At 34.3% G+C, this 24827-nt stretch carries 24 protein-coding genes; all 24 read left to right on the top strand.

Annotated features, from left to right (window positions below):
- The first annotated feature begins 104 nt into the window (after positions 1–104).
- A complete protein-coding gene (gene ricT, locus P8625_RS11585; protein WP_279650614.1) occupies positions 105–1601 on the top strand; it encodes a PSP1 domain-containing protein in 1497 nt (498 codons plus the stop codon).
- Positions 1591–2082, top strand: coding sequence for a gliding motility lipoprotein GldH (locus P8625_RS11590; RefSeq protein WP_279650615.1), 492 nt, complete (start codon positions 1591–1593; stop codon positions 2080–2082). Before ricT ends, P8625_RS11590 begins: the two co-directional genes overlap by 11 nt.
- On the top strand, positions 2079–4373 hold the full coding sequence (locus tag P8625_RS11595; protein ID WP_279650616.1) for a penicillin-binding protein 1A: 2295 nt from the start codon (positions 2079–2081) through the stop codon (positions 4371–4373). Before P8625_RS11590 ends, P8625_RS11595 begins: the two co-directional genes overlap by 4 nt.
- Before the next feature lie 69 nt (positions 4374–4442).
- Complete coding sequence (locus P8625_RS11600; RefSeq protein ID WP_279650617.1) at positions 4443–5144, top strand: CoA transferase subunit A; 702 nt, start codon at positions 4443–4445, stop codon at positions 5142–5144.
- Positions 5145–5207: 63 nt separating this feature from the next.
- The gene (locus P8625_RS11605) at positions 5208–5552 is read left to right on the top strand and encodes a four helix bundle protein (RefSeq protein WP_279650618.1); all 345 of its coding nucleotides are present in this window, start codon (positions 5208–5210) and stop codon (positions 5550–5552) included.
- Between the two features lie 59 nt (positions 5553–5611).
- Positions 5612–6265: a 3-oxoacid CoA-transferase subunit B gene (locus P8625_RS11610; protein ID WP_279650619.1), complete on the top strand. Its 654-nt coding sequence runs from the start codon at positions 5612–5614 to the stop codon at positions 6263–6265.
- 67 nt (positions 6266–6332) lie between these two features.
- Positions 6333–7094, top strand: a complete 762-nt coding sequence (locus P8625_RS11615) for an exodeoxyribonuclease III (RefSeq protein ID WP_279650620.1) — start codon at positions 6333–6335, stop codon at positions 7092–7094.
- A gap of 6 nt (positions 7095–7100) precedes the next feature.
- Positions 7101–8618, top strand: a complete 1518-nt coding sequence (locus P8625_RS11620; protein WP_279650621.1) for a lytic transglycosylase domain-containing protein — start codon at positions 7101–7103, stop codon at positions 8616–8618.
- Positions 8619–8642: 24 nt separating this feature from the next.
- Positions 8643–9632, top strand: a complete 990-nt coding sequence (locus tag P8625_RS11625) for a DUF4837 family protein (protein ID WP_279650622.1) — start codon at positions 8643–8645, stop codon at positions 9630–9632.
- Positions 9633–9746: 114 nt separating this feature from the next.
- Complete coding sequence (locus tag P8625_RS11630; protein ID WP_279650623.1) at positions 9747–11219, top strand: DUF5687 family protein; 1473 nt, start codon at positions 9747–9749, stop codon at positions 11217–11219.
- Positions 11220–11238: 19 nt separating this feature from the next.
- Positions 11239–11934, top strand: a complete 696-nt coding sequence (locus P8625_RS11635) for an ABC transporter ATP-binding protein (protein WP_279650624.1) — start codon at positions 11239–11241, stop codon at positions 11932–11934.
- 93 nt (positions 11935–12027) lie between these two features.
- A complete protein-coding gene (porW, locus tag P8625_RS11640; RefSeq protein ID WP_456129259.1) occupies positions 12028–14259 on the top strand; it encodes a type IX secretion system periplasmic lipoprotein PorW/SprE in 2232 nt (743 codons plus the stop codon).
- 21 nt (positions 14260–14280) lie between these two features.
- Positions 14281–14691 carry a bactofilin family protein gene (locus tag P8625_RS11645; protein WP_279650626.1) on the top strand — a complete coding sequence of 137 codons (411 nt, stop codon included), beginning with the start codon at positions 14281–14283 and terminating at the stop codon, positions 14689–14691.
- A complete protein-coding gene (locus P8625_RS11650; protein ID WP_279650627.1) occupies positions 14657–14887 on the top strand; it encodes an AtpZ/AtpI family protein in 231 nt (76 codons plus the stop codon). Before P8625_RS11645 ends, P8625_RS11650 begins: the two co-directional genes overlap by 35 nt.
- On the top strand, positions 14880–15260 hold the full coding sequence (locus tag P8625_RS11655) for a DUF6168 family protein (protein WP_279650628.1): 381 nt from the start codon (positions 14880–14882) through the stop codon (positions 15258–15260). Before P8625_RS11650 ends, P8625_RS11655 begins: the two co-directional genes overlap by 8 nt.
- A gap of 136 nt (positions 15261–15396) precedes the next feature.
- On the top strand, positions 15397–16566 hold the full coding sequence (gene atpB / locus P8625_RS11660) for a F0F1 ATP synthase subunit A (protein WP_279650629.1): 1170 nt from the start codon (positions 15397–15399) through the stop codon (positions 16564–16566).
- Between the two features lie 38 nt (positions 16567–16604).
- Entirely contained in the window at positions 16605–16799 is a 195-nt protein-coding gene (gene atpE, locus P8625_RS11665) for an ATP synthase F0 subunit C (protein ID WP_279650630.1), read from the top strand.
- Positions 16800–16894: 95 nt separating this feature from the next.
- Positions 16895–17395, top strand: coding sequence for a F0F1 ATP synthase subunit B (locus P8625_RS11670; RefSeq protein ID WP_279650631.1), 501 nt, complete (start codon positions 16895–16897; stop codon positions 17393–17395).
- A 7-nt stretch (positions 17396–17402) separates the two neighbouring features.
- Positions 17403–17960, top strand: a complete 558-nt coding sequence (atpH, locus tag P8625_RS11675) for an ATP synthase F1 subunit delta (RefSeq protein WP_279650632.1) — start codon at positions 17403–17405, stop codon at positions 17958–17960.
- Positions 17961–17995: 35 nt separating this feature from the next.
- Positions 17996–19576: a F0F1 ATP synthase subunit alpha gene (gene atpA / locus P8625_RS11680; protein WP_279650633.1), complete on the top strand. Its 1581-nt coding sequence runs from the start codon at positions 17996–17998 to the stop codon at positions 19574–19576.
- 73 nt (positions 19577–19649) lie between these two features.
- Positions 19650–20510, top strand: coding sequence for an ATP synthase F1 subunit gamma (gene atpG, locus P8625_RS11685; protein WP_279650634.1), 861 nt, complete (start codon positions 19650–19652; stop codon positions 20508–20510).
- Positions 20511–20924: 414 nt separating this feature from the next.
- Positions 20925–21809, top strand: coding sequence for an IS982 family transposase (locus P8625_RS11690; protein ID WP_279650635.1), 885 nt, complete (start codon positions 20925–20927; stop codon positions 21807–21809).
- A 613-nt stretch (positions 21810–22422) separates the two neighbouring features.
- A complete protein-coding gene (locus P8625_RS11695) occupies positions 22423–23466 on the top strand; it encodes a zinc metalloprotease (protein ID WP_279650636.1) in 1044 nt (347 codons plus the stop codon).
- A 133-nt stretch (positions 23467–23599) separates the two neighbouring features.
- Entirely contained in the window at positions 23600–24574 is a 975-nt protein-coding gene (gene glpQ / locus P8625_RS11700) for a glycerophosphodiester phosphodiesterase (RefSeq protein WP_279650637.1), read from the top strand.
- Positions 24575–24827 lie beyond the last annotated feature (253 nt).

Below are 24827 nucleotides of genomic sequence, written 5' to 3' on the forward strand. Positions count from 1 at the left end.
TTATAAAGTAAATTTTATATAGCTGAAAATCAAATTATAAAAATATTTTTTGATACTGTAAATACCACAGGTTTAAAAAATAGTTCAAAAAAATATAAGATTGTATGAGTTGTAGCAGTTGCGCAACTAACAAAAGCGGTGTGCCAAAAGGCTGTAAGAGTAACGGAAATTGTGCTACAGGTACATGTGGAAGTGGAAATAAGCTCGCTGTTTTTGATTGGTTATCAAATATGACTTTACCCTCAGGTGAAGCACCATTTAATATTGTTGAAGTCCGTTTTAAAAATGGACGAAAACATTTTTATAAAAATTCTGAGAACCTAACCATTTCCATGGGAGATGTGGTTGCTGTAGAAGGATCTTCAGGGCACGATGTAGGCATTGTTTCGTTAGCAGGAGAACTTGTAAAAGTTCAAATGAAAAAAAGAAAAGTTGCCGCTGATAGCGATGATGTAAAGAAAATTTACAGAAAAGCCTCTCAAAAAGATATCGATGTGTGGCAAGAAGCTAGAGGAAGGGAGCTAGAAACTCAACGAAAAGGAAGAGAAATTATTAGCCGTTTAGGCTTAAAAATGAAACTTTCTGATGTTGAATACCAAGGAGACGGAACCAAAGCTACGTTTTACTACACTGCCGATGAGCGTGTAGATTTTCGTCAGTTAATTCGCGATTTAGCCAGTGCTTTTTCAATCAGAGTAGAAATGCGTCAGGTAGGAATGCGTCAAGAAGCCGCCCGTTTAGGTGGAATAGGTTCTTGTGGTAGAGAACTATGCTGCTCTACGTGGTTAACCGATTTTAGAAAAGTAAATACAGCAGCTGCTCGTTACCAACAATTATCATTAAACCCACTAAAACTAGCAGGACAATGTGGTAAACTAAAATGTTGTTTAAACTACGAATTAGACACCTATTTAGACGCACTACAAAGCTTTCCGAAGCAAGATAAAGTGCTCAATACAGAAAAAGGAGAAGCTGTTTTTGTAAAGATGGATATCTTCAAAAAATTACTCTGGTATACGTATAAAGAAGAAAGCTTTAAATGGTATAAACTATCGTTAGAGCAAGTTCAAGAAATTATAGAATTAAATAAAAATAATGAACTCGCATTACCGTTAGAAGAGTATGAATTCGAAATAACTGAAGAGGTTTCTGTTAATTTTGAAAATGTGGTAGGACAAGATAGTTTAACCCGTTTCGATGCGCCCAAAAAAGGACGTAAAAATAGTAGACGCAGAAAAAGAAAACCTATAAATAAGAAAGAAGCCAATCAAGCGCCTTCTAATAATCAAAGGTCAAACAAAAAACCTACAAACAAGAAAGACGCAAATCAAACACCTTCTAATAATCAAAGGCCAAACAGAAAACCTCAAAGAAAATCAGTAAAACCCGAAGCGGGATCAAAAACAGAAACCAAGAGAGTTGATAACAGGAAGTCCAAACCTAAAAACAACCCAAGAAATAGAAAACCTAGACCAGAAGGTAAAAATGCTGAAAAACAAAAAGGTCAGCCTAAAAATAACAAGAACCAACAAAGAAGGAATAACAATCAACGTAAAAAAAACAACAGCGACCGTAAAAATAACACCAATAATGAGAAGTAACATTGGGCTTTTCTTTTTAGTAGCTATAATAGGGCTTGTTTCATGTAATTCAAATAGTGATTTTGATGCTTACCTAGCACTTCCAAATAGTGCGTGGAATAAAAAGAACACCTTGCAATTTACATTTCCAATAAATGATTCTATTAACAAGAAAAATCTCTTTATAAATGTAAGAAACAACAAAGATTATGCATACAGTAATCTTTTTTTAATTACCCAGATGATTTTTCCTGATGGGAATGTAATTACAGATACCTTAGAGTATGATATGGCTGATGTTACAGGGAAATTTTTAGGAGAAGGTTTTTCAGATATTAAAGAAAACAAACTTTTTTACAAAGAAAATATTATATTTCCTAACACAGGAGAATACACTTTTAAAGTTCGACAAGCAATGCGAAAAAATGGAGCAATAGCAGGCATCGAAGAGCTAGAAGGAATTACCCATGTAGGATTTAGAATAGAAAAAATAGAAGAATGACAGAGAAAGCAACAACAAATTTTAGCAAGTACATTAAGTGGTTTTGGGGCATTATTTTAGGAGGATTTCTTTTCGTATGCCTTTTGTTTTTACTTGCCTCTTGGGGAGTTTTTGGAGCCCTCCCAACGTTTGAAGAACTAGAAAACCCTAAAAGCGACTTAGCTACAGAGGTAATCTCTTCAGACGGTAAAACATTAGGGAAATACTATATCAAAGCCAATAGAACACCTATTAAATACAAAGATTTACCAGAAAATCTAATAAAAGCCTTAGTAGCCACTGAAGATGAACGTTTCTATGAACACTCAGGGATTGATTTTAAAGGAACGGCAAGAGCAGTTGTAAAGTTAGGAGCAGGTGGTGGAGCCAGTACCATTACACAGCAGTTAGCCAAAAACCTCTTTAACAAAGGAGGGGCAAGTAATAAATTAATAAGACTTGTTCAAAAGTTAAAAGAATGGGTGGTAGCGGTAAAGCTAGAACGTCAGTATACCAAAGAAGAAATAATGACGATGTATTTGAACACTCAAGGATTTTTATTCAATGCTACAGGTATTCGTTCGGCGTCACGAATTTATTTCGGTAAAGAACCCAAAGAACTCGACCTACAAGAATCGGCAATTTTGGTTGCCATGTTAAAGAATCCAAGACAATACAATCCGCATAGAAAAATTTCTCAAGAAAAATCACTACAGCGACGAAATGTAGTATTTGCGCAAATGGCAAAAAACGGATTGTTAACTCAAAAAGAGAAAGATTCGCTGCAAAAGCTTCCGTTGAAAATCAACTTCACACCCGAAAGTCATAACGATGGATTAGCAACCTATTTTAGAGAGCACTTAAGAAATGTACTGAAAGAATGGGTGGAAAAAAACCCGAAACCCAACGGTGAAGAGTATAATATTTATAGAGATGGACTCAAAGTTTATACAACGATTGATTCCCGAATGCAGCAATATGCCGAAGAAGCAGTGAAAGAACACATGGCAAATTTGCAGTCTTTCTTCGATAAAGAACAAAAGAGTAATAAAACAGCTCCATTTTATGATATCGATAAAGAAGAAATAAATAGAACATTAAGAAGAGCCAAACAAAACTCTGACCGTTATAAACAAATGAAAGCAGAAGGAAAGTCAGAGAAGGAGATCGATAAGGTGTTTAATACGGCAACCGATATGCGTATTTTTACCTGGAAAGGAGATCGAGACACCGTAATGACTCCGTATGATTCCATTCGTTATTATAAACAATTTTTACGTTCTGGTTTGGTATCTATCGAGCCACAAACAGGTCATGTAAAAGCTTGGGTAGGAGGTGTTAACAACAAGTACTTCAAGTACGATGCAGTAGAGCAGCAAAAACGTCAAGTAGGGTCGACATTTAAACCTTTTGTGTATGCAACAGCTATTAACCAGCTAAAAATGTCACCGTGTTACAAATTACCCAACACCCCCTACACTATTCCGAAAGAAAAGTATGGAATGCCGAAAGATTGGACTCCTGAAAACGCGATGAGTAAGTATGGAGGTGAAATGACATTAAAAGAAGCTCTAGCAGGTTCTATAAATGTAATCACAGCACAGTTGATTGATAAAGTATCACCAATTAACGTAGTAAGATTAGCTGAATCAGCAGGAATACAATCGAAAATAGAACCCAATCCGTCGATTGCCTTAGGAGCCGTAGAATTATCGTTGATGGAAATGGTAAGTGCTTATTCGACCTTTGCCAATAAAGGCTTGCGTGTAAGTCCGTTAATGATTACCCGAATAGAAGATAAAAACGGAACAGTGTTAGCAGAATTTGTACCCCAAACAAAAGAAGTATTAAGCGAAGAGTCTGCCTATGTAATTTTAGATTTAATGAAAGGGGTTACCCAATCAGGGTCGGGAGCTCGTTTACGTTCTAGTTATACGAGTTCAGGAGATGCCGTTACTGGTTTTCCGTATCAGTTTACCAATCCAATAGCTGGAAAAACAGGAACCACTCAAAATCAATCCGATGGTTGGTTTATGGGGGTTGTTCCGAACTTAGCCACAGGAGTATGGACGGGTGGTGAAGATAGAGCAACACACTTTGCAGGAATTCGATACGGACAAGGAGCCACCATGTCGTTGCCTACCTGGGCGCTATATATGAAAAAATGTTACGAAGATAAGACCTTAAACGTTAGTCAAGAAAATTTTGAAAAGCCCGAGAAGATAAGTATCAATCTAGATTGTTCTAAGCAAGAAGGAGAAGCAGAAGAAGGAGAAGATAAGGAAGATACTCCTGATGATACTGATTTTTAATACGATTCATCTTTGATAAAAAGTAACTAAAATTGTTACAGAGAGTGAAGTTTTAAAACAACAACTATAATGATAAATAAAAAAGTAAATAACGTACAAGAAGCATTACAAGGCGTACAAGATGGGATGACTCTTATGCTGGGAGGATTCGGTTTGTGCGGAATACCTGAAAATGCGATTGCAGAGTTAGTAAAAATGGGGGTAAAAGATGTTATCTGTATTTCTAACAATGCAGGAGTCGATGATTTTGGCTTGGGGTTGTTATTACAAAATCGTCAAATTAAAAAGATGATCTCTTCCTATGTAGGAGAAAACGATGAATTCGAACGTCAAATGTTATCTGGAGAATTAGAAGTAGAACTAACACCACAAGGAACACTAGCCGAAAAATGTAGAGCAGCACAAGCAGGCTTTCCAGCATTTTATACTCCTGCAGGGTACGGAACAGAAGTAGCAGAAGGAAAAGAAACACGTGAGTTTGACGGAAAAATGTACGTACTAGAACCAGCCTTTAAAGCAGACTTTGCCTTTGTAAAAGCGTGGAAAGGTGATGCCGCAGGAAACCTAATTTTTAAAGGAACTTCAAGAAACTTCAACCCGAATATGTGTGGTGCTGCGACGATAACAGTAGCTGAGGTTGAAGAATTAGTTCCTGTAGGAGCGTTAGACCCAAATCAAATTCATATTCCTGGAATATTTGTACAACGTATTTTTCAGGGAGAACGATACGAGAAAAGAATTGAACAACGAACCGTTCGTAAAAGAGACTAGTTTTTCAATGTAAAAGTGTAACAGTGTAACAATGTAGCAATGTGTTAATTTAGATAGGTAATTATGAAAAAACCTGCTGTCGATAAATCTATTGAAGTTGCACTGTTGGTTATTGAATACTGTGAGCAATTAGAAAAAGAACAAAAATATGTAATTGCTCGTCAACTATTGAAATCGGGAACAAGTATTGGAGCAAATATTCATGAAGCGCAAAATGCTGAAAGCAAGTCAGATTTTATTCATAAAATAAAAATTGCTGCTAAAGAATTAGAAGAAACGAAATACTGGATGATTCTTTGTGAAAAATCAAAAAGTTACCCTGTAAATATAGTTCTATCAGAAAAAATAAACGAACTTGGGTTAATTTTATACAAAATATTAAGTACAAGTATTAAAAACAAGAAGTAACCCATTACTACACTGCTACATTAGTACATTGTTACATTATTAAATTTTCAAATTAAAATATGTTAGATAAAAACGGAATAGCGAAAAGAATCGCAAAAGAAGTAAAAAACGGATACTATGTAAATCTTGGTATTGGAATTCCGACCTTGGTAGCCAACTTCGTTCGCGACGATATCGAAGTAGAATTTCAGTCAGAAAACGGCGTGTTAGGTATGGGGCCTTTCCCTTTTGAAGGAGAAGAAGATGCCGATATTATCAATGCAGGAAAACAAACCATCACTACGTTACCCGGAGCTAGTTTCTTCGATTCAGCTACGAGTTTTTCAATGATTCGTGGTAAGCATGTGCACCTAACCATTTTAGGAGCGATGGAAGTTGCTGAAAACGGCGATATTGCTAACTGGAAAATTCCAGGAAAAATGGTAAAAGGTATGGGAGGTGCTATGGATTTAGTAGCATCAGCCGATAATATTATTGTAGCCATGATGCATACCAACAAACGAGGAGAATCGAAACTGCTAAAAAGATGCTCGCTACCCTTAACAGGCGTGGGGTGCGTTACTAAAATTGTAACCAACTTGGCAGTATTAGAAGTCAAAGACAATAAGTTCTACTTGCTAGAAAGGGCCCCAGGAGTTTCTGTTGAAGAAATTAAAGCGGCGACGGAGGGAACTTTGGTGGTAGAAGGAGATATCCCAGAAATGGATATTTAACAAAATTATAAGACTAAAAAAAGACGTAAAGCTCCCTGCTTTACGTTTTTGTATTTTACATAAGCAGATGAAAATAATCTCATACAACGTAAACGGAATAAGAGCCGCATTAAAAAAAGGATTTATCGACTGGTTGCAAGCAGCAAATCCAGATGTAATTTGTATTCAAGAAACCAAAGCACATAAAGAACAGCTAGATGTAACCGAATTTGAACAGGCAGGATACCCTTACCATTATTGGTTTTCAGCAGAAAAAAAAGGCTATTCATCTGTAGCAATTTTTTGTAAAAGAGAACCCAATCATGTCGAGTATGGAACAGGAATCGAGTCGATGGATATTGAAGGAAGAAATTTACGAGTAGATTTCGATGAGTTCTCGGTTATGAGCATGTATTTACCCTCAGGAACCAACGATGCACGCTTAGGATATAAATTTAAGTACATGGACGAAATCCTAGAATATGCAACCGAATTAAGAAAAGAAATTCCGAATTTAGTAATCTGTGGAGATTATAATATCTGTCATGAAGAAATAGATATTCACAATCCCAAAATGAAGGGAGTATCCGGATTTTTACCCGAAGAACGCGAATGGCTAGGGAGATTTATCGATAGCGGATTTATCGATAGTTTCCGTTACCTACACCCCGAAAAACAAGAATACTCGTGGTGGAGTTACCGAGCCAATGCCAGAGCCAACAACAAGGGTTGGCGTATCGATTATAATATGGTAGCAGCACCGCTAGAAAATAAAATTTCAAGAGCCTATATTTTACCCGAAGCAAAACATTCAGACCATTGCCCAATAGCTGTTGAACTAGATGTATAAACCGTCATGAACAAATTACAAATACTACTACTACTTTTTACAAGCTCAATCATTGCACAAGAACCTATAGACAGTCTTTTGGTACCCAAAGACAGTATCAATATAACTGCAATTGTTAATGATTCTATCAACCCAATACAAAATCCAGCATTATTTTCTACCGCCGATTTAAAAATGATTGATAGCTTATTGATAGAAGAAAAATTCAACTCGTCATTATTTGATAGCATTCAGTACGTAATTAACGACAAAGATATTCTTGGAAATACCACCACCATACTTACCACAGATTTACTAAAGAAAAGGCTACGTGATTTGGACGTAAAAACCCCTTTTCATTTAGCGTATAATCCAGCGCTAGAAAAGGTAATTAACGGATATTTAAAGTATCGAAAGAAGTATTATCCAGCGTTGATGGCTCGTGCTCAATATTATTTTCCAATGTTTGAGCAGTATTTAGACCAGTATGATATTCCGTTAGAAATGAAATATTTGGCTATTGTAGAATCTGCATTGCGACCAGACGCACGCTCAAGGGTAGGAGCCACAGGTTTGTGGCAGTTTATGTATGGAACAGGAATTCAGTTTGATTTAAAAGTAAACTCCTACGTCGATGAACGTCAAGACCCCGTAAAAGCAACCAAAGCAGCGTGCCAGTATTTGAGTCAGTTATATAAAATTTTTGGCGATTGGGATTTAGCTTTGGCAGCGTATAATTCAGGACCAGGAAACGTATCTAAAGCCATCAAACGTTCAGGCGGCTATAAAAACTATTGGAATATTCGTCCGTTTTTACCTCGAGAAACCGCAGGCTATGTACCTGCGTTTTACGCAACGATGTATATTTTTGAATATGCCGACAAACATCATTTATACCCAGAAGCACCAAAAATTTTCAACTTTGAAACCGATACAGTACGTGTAAAAAGAACGATTAGTTTCGATCAAATCTCCGAAAAAACAGGTATTGATACAGAGTTGCTCTCGTTTTTAAATCCGTCATATAAACTAGATATTATTCCGTATATTAAAGAAAAAAACTATGCAGTACGATTACCTCGAAGAAACATGGTAGATTTTTTAGAAAAGGAAGAAGAAATTTATGCTTTGGCAAATGAAGACGATGCCAAGCGAGAAAAACCGCTACCTAAATACTTCGAGATGGACAAGCGCATTCGCTATAAAGTACGAAGTGGTGATTATCTAGGTAAAATAGCCAATAAGTTTGGGGTACGAGTGAGTGATATTAAGCGGTGGAACGGCTTGCGAAATCATCATCTAAAAATAGGGCAACGTTTAAGTATTTACCCTAAGAAAATGGCGATTCCAAAAGCAGTATCTACGAAGGAATATAAAGTACCAAAAGGAAAGCACGAAGTGTATATTGTTAAAGAAGGAGACTCACTGTGGACCATTTCAAAAAAATACCCGTCAGTTTCTATAGAAGAAATTAAAAAGTGGAACAATATTTGGAGTGTTAAGAGTTTGAAACCCGGAATGAAACTCAAAATTTTTAAAAGTTAACAACTAGCCCAAAAAATACGAACTATGAATAAATTAATAGCTTTATGTGCCTTTATTTTTATTACCATTTCTTGTAAAACAGGAGGTAAGGGCGATTATATTTTACCAACATCAACAGGGAACACCAATAAAATATTGGTAGTTATTAAAGGAAACGATTGGGAAGGTAGTGTAGGAGATGAAATTCGTTCTGTTTTTGGAGAACATCAAGTAGGGTTGCCGCAACCAGAAACCCTACTATCGGTAAGTCAAATAGATCCAGTAGGATTTAAAGGTTTTATGAGAAATTCAAAAGCAGTTTTAGTTGTTAGAGAAGGAGAGAAAGAGCAAATAACAGTTACCAAAAATAAATATGCCAGACCTCAAATACTCGTATATGCAACGGCTAAAAATAAAGAAGGTTTGATAAACCTAATTCGCAATAGAGGAAAAGAAATAATCAAACTATTCAAAGATGAAGACATCACATTCATTCAAAATATCTTTAAAAAAGAAAAAATAGACGAAAGTCAATTTGAAACCATTAAAAATCTAGGAATTACCCTAACCATTCCTAAAAGATTTAATATGGTAGAAGATAAAGAAGGCTTTTTATGGTTACGTCAACACTTAAAAAGTGGCATTGCAAGAGGAGATGGAACTAACAACATTTTAGTATATAGCTATCCTTTAGAAGATGAAAATAATATAGCCGATAACATTACGGCTGTGAGAGATACCATTGGTAAAAAATACATACCAGGAAGCAAAGAAGGAATGTATATGATTACCGAACAAGCCTATACACCTTTTGTTTTTGACGCAGAAATTGATGGTAAAAAAGCCTATGAAACACGTGGTAAATGGGAAGTTAAAAATGATTTTATGGCAGGACCATTTGTAAATTATTCAATCATTGACAAAGAAAACCAACGAGTAATTGTTTTCGAAGGATTCACCTATGCTCCATCAGTAAACAAAAGAGATTTTATTTTTGAATTAGAAGCAATTGGAAAATCATTAAAGGTCAAATAAAAAAGATTCTCAGAATTAATAAGCCAAAGCATTAAACGAAAGTTTAATGCTTTTTTTTGTAACAAAATGGCAGGCAAGTAGACCTATAAAGCAAACAATTCAACACATAACCAAATGATTGCACATTTTTTAAAATTAGAGTGGAAACAATTTTTTCGTTCTTCTTACTTCGGAAAAAGTATCGCACTAAAAATTGTTATGGCTCTTTTTGCGTTGTACATGCTAGCTTCTTTTTTAATGGTAGGTATCGGGGCCTATTTTATTATTGAAGATAAATATCCAACTACCGATCCTTTATTTTTTGTAAACGGGTTGATTATTTATGTACTCATAGGAGATTTAATCTTCCGCTATTTAATGCATAAACTTCCTGTGTTAAATATCAAACCATTTCTTAATTTACCTGTAAAAAAAGAAAAACTAGTACATTTTATATTGGTAAAATCGGCAGCATCATTTTTTAATATAATGCCCTTGTTTTTTTATGTGCCCTTTTCGGTGGTCTTAATGAATCAAGGCTATAGTGTTTTAGGAGTTTTAGGTTGGTTGTTTTTGATGTTCACATTAGTGCTAAGCACCAATTACATTAACTTCTTAATTAATAAAAGCAAGTATGCATTCGCAGTAATGGCAGCTATACTAGCGATGTTGTTTTTTGCAAATAAATACCAGTTGATTAATGTAAGCGAGGTATTCGCACCTGTTTTTCAATCGGTATATAACTTTCCTGTTTTATCACTTATAGGCGTAGTTCTATTGGTGAGTTTATACTATGTAAACTTTATATTCTTAAAAGAAAAAGTATACCTAGACGACGCTATAAAGAATAAAGAAGAGGTAGCTATGGCATCCAACTTGTCTTTTGTTGATAAACTAGGAGACGTTTCACCATTTATTAAAAACGATATCCGTCAAATTTGGAGAAATAAGCGTACTAAAACAGTATTTTTGATGTCGTTTTTATTTCTTTTTTATGGAGTTATTTTCTTTGGCAGAGAAATGTATCAAGAAAAAATGCCTGCTATTTTAGTCTTTGCAGCGGTTTTTGTTACAGGAGGTTTTACATTAAATTACGGACAGTTTATCCCTGCTTGGGATAGCGAATACTATAACATGATTATGAGCCAGAATATTCGCTACAGAACCTTCTTAGAAAGTAAGTGGTATTTAATGGTGGTGGTAACAGTAACCCTTTATTTACTCAGTATTCCCTATGCCTACTTTTACGGATTAGATATTTTTTTAATAATTACAGCAGGAGCTATTTTTAATATAGGCTTTAACTCGCTCTTTTTACTATTTGCAGGATCTTTTAACAGAAAGCGTATAGACTTAAATAGAAGCGGATTTTCAAACTACCAAGGTACAAGCGCAACACAATTTTTAATCATCATTCCAGTAATGGGCATACCAATGCTATTATTCGCTATTTTTAAAAATTTCGTTAGTTTTAATGCAGGAGTATTATCAATCGCGATTGTTGGAATACTAGCCCTTGCGTTTAAAAATCACCTTATGAATTTTATAGAAAAGCGATACATTAAAAGCAAGTATGCAGCGATACACGCATTCAGTCAAAAATCATAATCACCAAAAAAATAAAAAAATGATCTCTATACATAATATTTCAAAAACATACGGAACAACACAAGTTTTAAACCTAGAAGAACTACAAATTCCCAGCGGACAATCTTTTGGATTAGTTGGAAATAACGGAGCAGGAAAAACAACCTTGTTCAACTTGTTATTAGACTTAATTAGGCCTACTACAGGAGAAATCGTAAATAATGAAGTTGTAGTAAATAAAAGTGAAAACTGGAAAACGTTTACAGGTTCGTTTATAGATGAAACCTTTTTAATAGGTTATTTGACTCCAGAAGAATATTTTGATTTTGTAGGAGACCTGCGTGGAATGAATAAGGCTGATGTAAAAGCTTTTTTAGCACAATTTAATGAGTTTTTTAACGATGAAGTTTTAAGCAAGAAAAAATACTTGCGAAACTTAAGCAAAGGAAACCAAAAAAAGGTAGGTATTGTCGCAGCTATGATGGGAAATCCGCAAGTAATAATTCTCGACGAACCATTTGCTAATTTGGACCCTACCACACAAATTAGATTAAAAAAACTAATTAAAAAGCTCACAGAAAACAACGATGTAACAGTACTAGTATCAAGTCACGATTTAAGTCATGTAACAGAAGTTTGCGAGCGAATAGTTGTATTAGACAAAGGAAACTTGGTAAAAGACATAAACACGTCAGAAGAAACATTAAAAGAACTTGAAAGCTATTTTTCTGCATAAAACAAGGCAAAAATCATCATATAATTATTATTTTTACCTCTTTACGTACAAAAAACACAATTGTAACGTTGTTGTACTGTAAGAAAGTAATATATGAGAAAACGGTTCAAGATAATAGTATTCAGTGTTTTAGTAGCTTCCGTGTATTCCTGCAGTGTGAAAAAAGATACCTTTTTAAGCAGAAATTATCATGCAGTTACTACGAAATACAACGTACTTTTTAATGGAGAACAAGCCTACCAAAAAGGACTTGAAGAGATTCAAGAAAAGCATGAAGATAATTTTTGGAAGCGCTTACAAATCGAACCAATTACCTTCGACGAAAGTAAAATAACCGCCAAAGTATTTAGTCCTGGGACTGGGTTTGACAACGATGAAGAAGAGGAAAAAAAGAGCTTGACTCCTTTCGAAAAAGCAGAAGAAAAAGCCTTTAAAGCTGTTGAAACACACTCTATGAATATCAATGGGTATGAAAGAAACCGACAAATAGACGATGCTTATTTGCTATTAGGAAAAGCAAGATATTATACACAACGTTTTGTACCTGCACTTGAAGCGTTTAATTATGTTATCATAAACTACCCTAACGCCGACTTAAATTACGAGACAAAAATTTGGAGAGCGAAAACGAACATCCGATTAGATAACGAAAAAAGAGCCATTGAAACCTTACAATTGTTGTTAGAGGTGTTAGATGAAAAAGAGAAAATAAACAAAGCTGTAAAAGAGCAAGCCTATACTGCTATGGCCATGGCGTATGAAAAAACAGATACCATTCAAAAAGTAATAGACAATTTAAAATTAGCAACCAAAACAAGTTACAACAAAGAGCAATCGGCTAGAAATATGTTTGTTTTGGGGCAAATTTATAGCGAATTAGAAAGAAAAGATTCAGCTAGAATGGTGTTTAAAAAATTGGCAGATTATAAAAAAGCTCCAGATAAGTACCGCATTAGAGCAAATATTGAGTTGGCTAAAAATACACCAAACGATTCCACATCAATATTGATGTTGGCAAGATTAAAAAAACTAATTAAAAATTCAGACAACCGAAAGTTTTTAAGTGAATTGTATTATCAAGCAGGAGTTATTCAAGAAGGAAGAAACAATTCAGAAGCAGCAGCCGAGTATTACAAAAAATCGTTAAAAGCCAAATACAACAACAATTATCAAAAAACGTTTGCCTACGAACGTTTAGCAGACATGGCTTTTGAAAAAGAAAATTATTTGCTAGCAGGCTCGTATTACGATAGTACACTACAAGTAGTTTCTAAAGAATTTGAAGAAGAAAAGAGAATTCGAAGAATACGTAGGAAAAATAAAGGACTTACCAGATTGAGAGCCTATGAAGAAACGTTAAAAAAGAATGATAGTATTCTTAAACTGGTAGCCATGACACCCGATGAAAGAACTACTTTTTTTGAAGCACATATTGAAAAACTCAAAAAAGAAGACGAAGAAAAAAAGCAGCAATTACTCAATGCCCAAAACTTTGGAAGTGGTTTTGGAGGAGGTTCCTCTATGAATAACAGAAATAACAAAGGCAAGTGGTATTTTTACAATACCCAAGCACTAGGGTTCGGAAGAGCAGAATTTCAAAAAATATGGGGAAATCGACCTTTAGAAGATAATTGGCGACTGTCAGATAAATCAATTATTGCAGATACTAAAGAAACAGAAGATGAGGATGCAACTAAGATAAATAAAAAATACGAACTCTCAACTTATGTAGATGCAATACCTACAGATGAAAAAGAAATTACAGCGTTAGTTTTAGAACGCAACGATGCGTTATACCAATTAGGCTTAATTTATAAAGAACAGTTTACCAATACAGCACTTGCTATAAAAAAATTAGAGCGATTAAAAAAACTTAAGAAAGACGACGAGCTCGAGTTACCTATAAGCTATCATTTGTATCAGTTGTACAAAAAAGAAGGAAACACAGCGAAAGCAAATGAGAATAAAAATGTGATCTTACAAAAGTATCCAGAAACAAACTTTGCTCAAATTATTTTAAATCCAAATCAGAAATTAGAAGAAAATAAAAAAGAAGACGAGGTTTTAAAAAAATACAAAGAAGTATACTATTTATACAAACAAAATAAATTTGAAGAAGCTGTTAATGAGATAGATAATTTTTCATTATCTATGAAAAATTCAAAATTAATTCCTAAGTTTGCACTTCTAAAGGCCTTGGCAATTGGTAAATACCAAGACAAAGAAAACTACAAAAAGGCGCTACAATATGTTGCGGTTAGTTACGCAACAACCGAAGAAGGAAAAAAAGCAGAAGAAATTATAAAACAATTAAATAAAACATAAACTCCCTTAAATTCCCCTATTATGTTCAGTAAAGAAAGCAAAAAAACAAACGAAAGTAAAGTAGCAGAAAGAAACATTATTGGAAAAAACACAAAAATAATTGGAGAAATTATCTCTGATGGAGATTTTCGAATTGATGGAACTTTAGATGGTACAATACAAACAAAAGGAAGAGTAGTAGTAGGTAGCTCTGGCTTTATCAAAGGTAAAGTTGAATGTGCCAACGCAGATGTAGAAGGAAAGTTCTCAGGAGAACTGTTCGTTTCCAATACATTAACTGTTAAATCTTCAGCAAATATTAATGGAGATGTAGTTATCGGAAAACTTTCTGTAGAACCAGGAGCATCATTTAATGCGACTTGTACTATGAAAGGAGCGGTAAAAGAACTAAATAAGAATGAGCAGCAAAAACTCAAAGAAAAAACCGCTTAACAAATACATACGATTCACAGGAATCGCACTACAAATGGGATTAACCATTTACCTAGGAAGTATGCTAGGTAAATGGTTAGATTCCACTTACCCGAATGAGAACCAATTGTACACGAAAATTTGCACATTGGTGGCGGTTTTTGCAGCCATGCTTTCCGTAATCATACAAGTAACCCAACTTACCAAAGATGATTAAACGTATTTTTCTTTTTATTGCTACTGCTTTAGCACTGTTTGTCGTTAGTTTTTTTTTGCACGACTACCTTTTAACGGCAAAAAATATACATACCTCTTTTTCACTCATACAAGTATATACATTTCATGTAACTTCAGCCATATTAGTGTATAGTATAGTTGAGTTGGTTGCTCAAAAGCTACCCAATCAGGCAGGATATGCCTATTTAGCTTCTATTTTTTTGAAGATAGGTTTTTTCGTGTTGATTTTTCAGGCTACAGTTTTTGCTAATATAGAGCTTACCAAAGCTGAAAGAATTTCTTTGGTAATACCACTATTCCTATTTTTAATTACTGAAGCAATAGGGGTCTCAAAACTACTGAATAACAAATAGTTTTGTAAAATAAGAACTAGAAAAATTTAAAAAAACAAAACCAAAAAAAGTAAGATAAAAAAAGGGTTTGTAGTTTTAATTAATTGTGTACCTTTGCACGGAAATTTAGAGACCATAATCTATATTTAGTAAAGGTATGATGATAGCAAAAAAATCTATCAAGTTTTTAGCAATACTAGCAATAGTATTTTCTTCGTTCACTGCATTCGCAGGAGGTGGTGGTTCTTCAGAAAAAGAAGGGCAAGTTAATACACCAGAAAAAATAAAAGGATATATCAAACATCACTTAGCAGACTCGCACGATTTTACGTTGTTTTCGTATACAAACGATGCAGGTGAGCGTAAACATGTTGGTTTTCCGTTACCAGTAATTGTTTGGACAAGTAATGGCTTAAAAACCTTTATGTCTTCAGCTTTTCATCACAATGATGATGGAACAGTGGTTGTAGAGAAAGGAGATGTAAAGCTAGTAAAGATTCACAGTAAAATTTACGAATTAAACGAAGGAGAAACCACAGTTTCTTTTGATGAATCACATCATGCAACCAATGCTCATCGAGTGTTAGATTTTTCGATTACGAAAAGTGTATTCGGTATGCTTTTAGCAGGTTTGTTAATGTTATTAGGGTTTGGTGCATTGGCTAGAGGGTATAAAAAAGGAGCCATTCCAACAGGAGTAGGCCGCGTGTTAGAACCTTTAGTTTTATACGTAAGAGATGAAATTGCAAAACCAAACATTGGTGAGAAGAAATACAAGAAATTTATGCCGTATTTGTTAACGGTGTTCTTCTTTATCTGGATCTTAAACTTATTAGGTTTAACACCTATAGGGTTTAACGTAACAGGTCAAATCGCAGTAACCGTATGTTTAGCCTTATTTACAGCGATTATTTATTTAACAAACGGAAGTAAAGATTTTTGGGAACACACTTTATGGATGCCAGGTGTACCAAAGATATTAAGACCCATCTTAGCGGTAATAGAATTGGTTGGTTTTGTTTTAATTAAACCATTCTCTCTATTAGTACGTTTGTTTGCGAACATTACAGCAGGACACTTCGTAGTGATGAGTTTAATAGCGTTAATGATTACAATGAAGGAGTCGTTCGGACCTGTTGCTTCAACAGGAATGTCTTTCGTATTGGCAACATTTATCATGATAATAGAAGTGTTAGTAGCGTTTTTACAAGCGTTTATCTTTACCATGTTGTCAGCCTTGTTTATTGGAATGGCAGTAGAAGAGCACGACCATGACCATGCACACAACGCAGAAGGTACTGGAAATGAAGACACTCGTTTTATTTAAGAATAAGAATTTGTTTAATTTAATATAAATCAATTAGTATGTACAATTTAATTGGAGCAGGATTAATCGTAATCGGTGGAGGAATCGGATTAGGTCAAATCGGTGGAAAAGCAATGGAAGGAATTGCTCGTCAACCTGAGGCTGCTGGTAAAATCCAAACAGCGATGATCATCATCGGAGCATTATTAGAAGGATTAGCATTCGGTGCTTTAATCTTAGGTAATCCATCTTAAAAAACAGAAGTAAAACACATTCCTGTAACGGTTGGTTACAGGAAGTGTTTTCAAATTAAACAAAAAAGAATTTTAAAAGAATAAATTAGATTATAATGGATCAGTTATTAAATGATTTTTCTCCAGGGTTATTTGTAATGCAATTGGTAATCCTTATCGTATTATTAGTATTGTTAGCAAAGTATGCTTGGAAACCTATTTTAAACTCTTTAAATGAGAGAGAAGAAGGAATTCAAAATGCATTAGACCAAGCAGAAAATGCTCGTAAAGAAATGCAAAATTTACAAGCCGATAACGATAGATTGTTAAAAGAAGCACGAGCAGAGAGAGATGCAATGTTAAAAGAAGCACGTGAAATAAAAGACAGTATTATTGCTGAAGCAAAAGATGAAGCAAAAGAGCAAGCTACCATTATGATTGAAAATGCAAAAGTTACGATTAAACACGAACAACAAGCAGCAATTGCTGAGTTAAAAAAGAACGTAGCAGATTTATCAATCGAAATCGCTCAAAAAGTAGTGAAAAAACAATTAACTTCTCAAGAAGATCAATTGAAGCTTGTAGAAGGAATGTTAGAAGAGGTTACTTTAAACTAATCAGCAGATGAAAGAAGCAAGAACAGCATTACGTTACGCAAAAGCAATATTAAATTTAGCTAAAGACTCTGGAAGTGAAGCTTTAGTGAACGATAACATGAAGTTAATCGTAGAAACTATTGCCGAAAGTGACGATTTGCAAACCATGCTTAAAAGTCCTGTAATCAAAGCTGCAGATAAGTGCAATGTTTTAAATGCACTTTTTGGAGATAAAGTAAATAACATCGTTAAAGGGTTATTTAATTTATTAGAGGAAAATAAGCGTATGATTATGTTAGAGAATATTGCGAAGCAATACACGGTAATTTACGATTCTCATAAAAACATGCAAGTTGCAAAAGTTACTACTGCAGTGGCTTTAACAAAAGAATTAGAAGAAAAAATACAAGCAAAAATTGTAGCACTTACAGGAAATAGCGCTAGTATTGAAAATATAGTAAATCCCGATATTTTAGGAGGATTTATCTTACGAGTAGGAGATGTGCAATACGATGCGAGTATCTCTAACCAATTTAATGAGTTAAGGAAAGAGTTTGACAACGGTCATTACATTCCAAAAATTTAATTAAAGCTAAAAGCTAACAAAGCAAATAAAAAAAGATGGCAGCAATTAAACCAGCTGAAGTATCAGCAATTTTAAAAGAACAATTAACAAATTTCGAGTCGAAAGCTTCCTTAAACGAAGTAGGGACGGTATTACAAGTAGGTGATGGTATTGCACGTGTGTACGGATTATCAAACGTACAATACGGTGAATTAGTTGAATTCGGTAACGGATTAGAAGGAATCGTATTAAACCTAGAAGAAGATAATGCAGGGGTGGTATTGTTAGGAGCTTCTACCGATGTAAAAGAAGGATCTACCGTAAAACGCACAGAAAGAATTGCTTCTTTAAAAGCTGGAGAAGGAATTGTAGGACGTGTTGTAAATACGTTAGGGCAACCCATCGATGGTAAAGGACCTATCGAAGGAGAAACCTTTGAGATGCCTTTAGAGCGTAAAGCACCAGGAGTTATCTTCCGTGAGCCTGTTACAGAACCAATGCAAACAGGTATCAAGTCTATCGATGCTATGATTCCAGTAGGTCGTGGTCAACGTGAGTTAATTATTGGAGACCGTCAGACTGGGAAATCAACTGTTGCTATCGACACCATTTTAAATCAAAAAGAATTTTACGATGCAGGACAACCAGTGTACTGTATCTATGTAGCTATTGGTCAAAAAGCTTCAACAGTTGCAGCTATTGCTAACATGTTAGAAGAAAAAGGAGCCTTAGCATATACAACAATTGTTGCTGCAAATGCATCAGACCCTGCACCAATGCAGGTATATGCACCATTCGCAGGAGCTGCTATTGGAGAATATTTCCGTGATACGGGTAGACCAGCATTAATCGTTTATGATGATTTATCAAAACAAGCAGTAGCGTATCGTGAGGTATCTTTATTATTAAGAAGACCACCAGGACGTGAGGCATACCCAGGAGACGTATTCTACTTACACTCAAGATTATTAGAGCGTGCTGCAAAAGTAATTAACGATGATAAAATTGCTGCGCAAATGAATGACGTACCAGCTTCGTTGGTAGGTAAAATTAAAGGTGGAGGATCGCTAACTGCCTTACCAATTATTGAAACACAAGCAGGAGACGTATCAGCATATATTCCAACCAACGTAATTTCGATTACAGACGGTCAGATTTTCTTAGAATCAGATTTATTTAACTCAGGAGTTCGTCCAGCGATTAACGTAGGTATTTCGGTATCTCGTGTAGGAGGTTCTGCTCAGATTAAATCGATGAAGAAAGTAGCAGGTACGTTAAAATTAGACCAAGCACAGTACCGTGAATTAGAAGCGTTTGCGAAGTTTGGTTCTGATTTAGATGCTGCTACGATGAATGTAATCGAAAAAGGGAAGCGTAACGTAGAAATCTTAAAGCAAGCTCAAAACGACCCTTATACTGTGGAAGATCAGGTAGCTATTATCTTTGCAGGTTCTAAAAACTTGTTAAAAGATGTACCTGTAAACAAAGTAAAAGAATTTGAAAAAGATTATTTAGAGTATTTGAATGCAAAGCACAGGGATACTTTAGATACCTTAAAAGCAGGAAAATTAACCGACGAAGTAATTGATACTTTAAGAGACGCTGCGAAAGAAATTTCAGCTAAATTTTCAGCTTAATAAAAGATGTTAGTACTGAGTATTGAGATTAAATTTCTCAATACTCAGTGCTCAATGCTAAACACTACAAAGTATGGCAAACTTAAAAGAAATACGTAACAGAATTACTTCGATTAAATCGACAATGCAGATTACCTCTGCCATGAAAATGGTATCGGCTGCTAAGTTGAAAAAAGCTCAAGATGCAATTACAGCAATGCGTCCGTATTCATCAAAGCTTACCGAGTTATTACAAAGCCTGAGTGCTACTTTAGATAGCGATGCAGGCAGTGTATATTCAACTCAACGAGAAGTAAATAAAGTATTATTAGTGAGTATAACCTCTAACAGAGGTTTATGTGGTGGTTTCAACTCTTCTATTGTTAAAGAAACAGTTAAAACAATCAACGAAAAATACAACTCTGCTACGGTTGATTTACTAACCATCGGTAAAAAAGGAAACGATATCTTATCAAAAGAATATACCGTTATTGAAAACAGAAACGATATTTTTGATGATTTAACGTTTGATAATGTTGCTCAGATTGCTGAACAGTTAATGGATTTATATGTAGCTGGTTCTTATGATAAGATAGAAATCATTTACAACCGATTTAAAAATGCTGCGACCCAAATACCTCAGGTAGAGCAATTCTTACCTATACAACCGATTGAAAGTGATGCAGATGTAAATTTAGATTATATCTTTGAGCCTTCAAAAGAAGAAATTGTATTAGAGTTAATTCCGAAGTCATTAAAAACGCAATTATACAAATCCATTCGTGATTCATTTGCTGCCGAACACGGGGCTCGTATGACGGCGATGCACAAAGCTACCGATAATGCTACAGAGTTACGTGATGAGTTATTGTTAACCTATAATAAAGCACGTCAAGCAGCGATTACCAACGAAATCTTAGAGATTGTAGGTGGTGCGGAGGCATTAAATAACTAAGAAAAGACCTTTTTCAGAAGTATTCTGAGAAGTGATATAAAAAACAAAAGCGACCCAATCTTGGGTCGCTTTTGTTTTGTAGTTAGTATTCAAAACTATCCATTATGCTCAAAGTCGTTATACTAACCCTTATAAAAAGAAAACAATAGAGAGCTATTCTAATGTGATTTTTCGGTCTTATAGTGTAGAGTTAATATTTTATCTCTAAAGCTCATTTAAGAACTTCATTTCGAGCGACAGAGAGAGGAATCTCATCCATAGCAATAAGTCCCTATAGTGAAATGTATCATTACGCGTACATCATCCTATTAAACGTGAGTTCGGGATAAAAAAGTTTTTTAATTACACGAAAAAAAGCGAAAAATTTAGTAAATTAAAGTACTGATTTTTAATTGTGTAACTAAATTTTCCACTATGATTTCTGATTTTAAAATTACTGAATTTTTCTGTTTAATTGATGATTTTTGTACCGAAATTAATCAAGTTATTGATAAAAATGCTTTAGAAACCTGTTCAAAGATAGTTAGACGAAGAAAGCCTAAACTCACCCAAAGTGAAATAATCACAATTATGGTGCTTTTCCATTTTAGTGGTTTTAAACACTTTTATATCGAATATGTTAGCAAACACTTGTCAAAAGAATTTCCAGATTTAGTTTCCTATAACCGATTTGTTGAATTGAAAAAGCGTTGTTCAGTGCCTATGATACTGTTTCTTCAAATGCACTGTTTAGGTCAATGTACAGGGATCTCCTTTTTAGATTCTACCACTATTAAAGTATGTCATTATAAAAGAGAAAAGCAGAACAAAGTTTTTAAAAACACCGCAAAAAAAGGGAAAGGAACCATGGGGTGGTTCTTTGGTTTTAAACTTCATATTATTATCAATGAAAAGGGCGATATCGTTGACTTTTTAATTACGCAAGGTAATATAGATGACAGACAACCACTTAAAGATAAAGCCTTTCATAATCGTGTGTTCGGAAAAATATTTGCCGACAGAGGGTATGTAGGTAAAGAACTGTTTGAACAGCTTTTTGTAGATGGAATACATTTGGTTACAAAAATTAGAAAGAATATGAAAAATACTCTTATGCATATCTATGATAAAATTATGCTTAGAAAAAGGGCTGTTATTGAAAGTGTGAATGATATTTTGAAAAACGTATGTCAAATAGAGCATACAAGACACAGAAGCTTCGATAACTTTATCTTAAATTTAGTCGCAGGGTTAATCGCTTATTCGTTTTATCCAACTAAACCTAATATCAATATCGATAACTTACAAAGAATAGGATAAACTATCCCGAACTCACGTTATTAATACAACAGGTTATTGGTGTTCGCTATTAAAGCCAAACTTTACAAAACAATGGTTATCAATAAATCGATGCTATTAGCTGTAAATAGTAGTTTTATAGGCATTTTTTCTTCTACAATCAATTTGTCACTCAAGATGGCGGTTATAAAATTACGAGACTCATATACAAAGCACTTTTAAAAGTATTTTAGTCGTCTTTTTTATATTATTTTTTACCTATACAAAAGTAAATTTTGAAAAAATGGTTTACGCTATTAAAAACACAGCACATCAAACTAAAAATTGCTTACTTTATGAATTAATGTGTTTAAATTTGACGTTTTTTTAATGGTTGTGTTAAATTTCAACACTTTTGTTTTTTTTAAATTTGGCTACTCCCAAGTGATAAAACCTAGAGTTTTAACCTTTTTTTAACTTTTTTTTAGCATTAAAAAAAAATGATATATTGCGTATCGTTAAAAAAACATTTGAATATTTATTAATTCAATAGGTATTTAACAGATTGATTGAAAGAAGTTACTTTCTTCAGTTTTTTTAACAAAGCGATTACTATAGAGTAATTTTTAATTAACTAATTTTTTAATTTCACAACATGAAAAGAATTTTTTTAACACTAGCTGTAGCAGCCTCAGTTTTGGTAGGGTGTCAAGAAAACGCTAAAGATGAAGCGTTAGACCCTCAACAATCAATTGACATGAGTGACTTCTATGTTGAAACAGAAGAGGTTTCTTTTAAAGGAGAATCAGAACAATGTCAATCAATGAGGGTTTTAAACAGACAGGTGAAAGAAAATCCAGGATTGTACAAGAAAATGTACGATATTGAATATGCTACACGTAGATTTTTAAATGCCAAAGGAAAGCCAGGTGGCGGAAGCGGCGGTGGTGGAGACACTGGTGGTGAAGCGGATGTAGATGTTGCCCCAATCGAAGATGGTTTAGGAATTATTAATATTCCAGTTTACATTCACATTGTTTATCCAAATGCAAATAGTATTTCTGATGCTCAAGTTAATTCTCAAATGGCAACTTTAAATGCTGATTTTAGAGATACGAACGTAGATCAATTACCTTCAGGTACTACTTTCGCTAACGATGCAACGGATGCTGGTTTTAGCTTTTCTCTAGCTGGAGTTTTTAGGCATAACGATCCAAAATCTTCTTGGGGAACTAACGATGCTGTAAAAGCAGCATACCCACCAATTACACCTTCTACTCACATGAATATATGGGTGTGTGAAATAGGAGGAGGTATCTTAGGATATGCTCAATTTCCAGGAGGAAAAGAATCAACTGACGGTATCGTGTTAGGAGGAGACTTTTTCGGAAATACTGGTGGAGTTTATGGATTAGGAAGAACTGCAACTCACGAAGTTGGTCACTATTTAAACCTACGTCATATTTGGGGAGACGGAAGATGTCGTCAAGACGATTTCGTAGCTGATACTCCAAATGCCGATTCTTCTAATGGTGGATGTCCTACCTTTCCAAGTACTTCTTGTAAGTCTGCTGACATGACAATGAACTATATGGATTACACGTACGATGCTTGTATGTATATGTTTACAGATGGTCAACGTAACAGAATGAGAGCTATCTTCCAACCAGGAGGAGCTAGAGCTTCAATGATAAACTAAGAAACCAATAGTAGTCTTTTAAAAGACGTTCTCAATAATTATTATAATTATTAATAAGACCAAGAGGTGTATGTCTCTTGGTTTTTTTACTTTTATAACGTTACTGTTAATTAGTAAAATGCATTTGTAATAGATGAATCGTGCATACATTTTTCTTTTTTCAACTCTTTTCTTTGGTTGTCAGCCAAATAAACAATCAATCAATATGAAGCAAAAAATTGTAATTGCTCATCGTGGAGCATCAGGATATCTGCCAGAACATACTATGGAAGCCAAAGCGATGGCATATACTATGAATTCTGATTATATTGAACAAGATTTGGTATTGAGTAAAGACAATGTTCCTGTCGTAATTCATGATATTTATTTGGATGATGTTACGGATGTTGCTGAAAAATTTCCAGAAAGAAAACGAGAGGATGAACGTTTTTATGTAATCGATTTTACTTTTGAAGAATTACAAAAGTTAAATGTTACTGAACGTTTTAACCCGAAAACAGGAGCACAAATATACCCGAATCGATTTCCGAAGGGAAAAGGAAACTTTAAATTACATTCTTTACAACAAGAAATAGCGCTGATTCAAGGTTTAAATGCTTCCACAGGAAAAAATATCGGAATATATCCTGAAATTAAAAACCCTGAGTTTCACCACCAACAAAAAAAAGATATTGCTAAAATTACCTTAAAGATTCTTGCTGACTACGGTTACAAAACTAAGAACGATAAGTGTATGTTTCAATGTTTTGATGCAAAAGAGTTAGAAAGAGTGCGAAAAGAACTAAAATCAGAATTGTTTTTAGTTCAGTTGATGGAGTTTCCCGAAGAAACCCAAAAACTAAACCATTTTGCAACTTATGCAGACGGAATAGGACCGTGGTACAAACAAATTTTACATAAGAAAATAGGAAATCAGTGGCAGTTTACCGCCTTGGTTAAAGAAGCTCATGAGCTAAAACTGCAAGTACATCCGTATACTTTTAGAGCCGATCAGTTAGATGAGTTTTCTTCTTTTGAAGAAATGATGCAAGTTGTACTTTTTGAAGCCAATGCAGATGGTGGTTTTACCGATTTTCCTGATAAAATGGTGCAATTTTTAGCTAAGTGATTAGCTTATTATCAATGAATGCTATCAAGAAGAGATTGCTGCATCTTAATTTATTTCAGAATTGCTAAATACTTAAATGGAATTAATGCTTTTTTATCAAGCTACATAAGGGTTTTAACGAAATCTTAAATAGTTTTTTAAGTTTATAAGATGTTGTAATATCTCAATAAAAAACAGCTTCTTTAAGCGGTTATTATTCTTAAATAGTACCGTCATGTTTTATAAATAGTTCCTTTTTACGTCAATTTTACTT

The organism is Tenacibaculum tangerinum (assembly GCF_029853675.1).
Classification (GTDB): Bacteria; Bacteroidota; Bacteroidia; order Flavobacteriales; family Flavobacteriaceae; genus Polaribacter; species Polaribacter tangerinum_A.

Bases quoted from the DNA above. Each gene is read 5' to 3' on its own strand.
- ricT (WP_279650614.1), top strand. From the start codon at position 105: ATGAGTTGTAGCAGTTGCGCAACTAACAAAAGCGGTGTGCCAAAAGGC.
- P8625_RS11590 (WP_279650615.1), top strand. From the start codon at position 1,591: ATGAGAAGTAACATTGGGCTTTTCTTTTTAGTAGCTATAATAGGGCTT.
- P8625_RS11595 (WP_279650616.1), top strand. From the start codon at position 2,079: ATGACAGAGAAAGCAACAACAAATTTTAGCAAGTACATTAAGTGGTTT.
- P8625_RS11600 (WP_279650617.1), top strand. From the start codon at position 4,443: ATGATAAATAAAAAAGTAAATAACGTACAAGAAGCATTACAAGGCGTA.
- P8625_RS11605 (WP_279650618.1), top strand. From the start codon at position 5,208: ATGAAAAAACCTGCTGTCGATAAATCTATTGAAGTTGCACTGTTGGTT.
- P8625_RS11610 (WP_279650619.1), top strand. From the start codon at position 5,612: ATGTTAGATAAAAACGGAATAGCGAAAAGAATCGCAAAAGAAGTAAAA.
- P8625_RS11615 (WP_279650620.1), top strand. From the start codon at position 6,333: ATGAAAATAATCTCATACAACGTAAACGGAATAAGAGCCGCATTAAAA.
- P8625_RS11620 (WP_279650621.1), top strand. From the start codon at position 7,101: ATGAACAAATTACAAATACTACTACTACTTTTTACAAGCTCAATCATT.
- P8625_RS11625 (WP_279650622.1), top strand. From the start codon at position 8,643: ATGAATAAATTAATAGCTTTATGTGCCTTTATTTTTATTACCATTTCT.
- P8625_RS11630 (WP_279650623.1), top strand. From the start codon at position 9,747: ATGATTGCACATTTTTTAAAATTAGAGTGGAAACAATTTTTTCGTTCT.
- P8625_RS11635 (WP_279650624.1), top strand. From the start codon at position 11,239: ATGATCTCTATACATAATATTTCAAAAACATACGGAACAACACAAGTT.
- porW (WP_456129259.1), top strand. From the start codon at position 12,028: ATGAGAAAACGGTTCAAGATAATAGTATTCAGTGTTTTAGTAGCTTCC.
- P8625_RS11645 (WP_279650626.1), top strand. From the start codon at position 14,281: ATGTTCAGTAAAGAAAGCAAAAAAACAAACGAAAGTAAAGTAGCAGAA.
- P8625_RS11650 (WP_279650627.1), top strand. From the start codon at position 14,657: ATGAGCAGCAAAAACTCAAAGAAAAAACCGCTTAACAAATACATACGA.
- P8625_RS11655 (WP_279650628.1), top strand. From the start codon at position 14,880: ATGATTAAACGTATTTTTCTTTTTATTGCTACTGCTTTAGCACTGTTT.
- atpB (WP_279650629.1), top strand. From the start codon at position 15,397: ATGATGATAGCAAAAAAATCTATCAAGTTTTTAGCAATACTAGCAATA.
- atpE (WP_279650630.1), top strand. From the start codon at position 16,605: ATGTACAATTTAATTGGAGCAGGATTAATCGTAATCGGTGGAGGAATC.
- P8625_RS11670 (WP_279650631.1), top strand. From the start codon at position 16,895: ATGGATCAGTTATTAAATGATTTTTCTCCAGGGTTATTTGTAATGCAA.
- atpH (WP_279650632.1), top strand. From the start codon at position 17,403: ATGAAAGAAGCAAGAACAGCATTACGTTACGCAAAAGCAATATTAAAT.
- atpA (WP_279650633.1), top strand. From the start codon at position 17,996: ATGGCAGCAATTAAACCAGCTGAAGTATCAGCAATTTTAAAAGAACAA.
- atpG (WP_279650634.1), top strand. From the start codon at position 19,650: ATGGCAAACTTAAAAGAAATACGTAACAGAATTACTTCGATTAAATCG.
- P8625_RS11690 (WP_279650635.1), top strand. From the start codon at position 20,925: ATGATTTCTGATTTTAAAATTACTGAATTTTTCTGTTTAATTGATGAT.
- P8625_RS11695 (WP_279650636.1), top strand. From the start codon at position 22,423: ATGAAAAGAATTTTTTTAACACTAGCTGTAGCAGCCTCAGTTTTGGTA.
- glpQ (WP_279650637.1), top strand. From the start codon at position 23,600: ATGAATCGTGCATACATTTTTCTTTTTTCAACTCTTTTCTTTGGTTGT.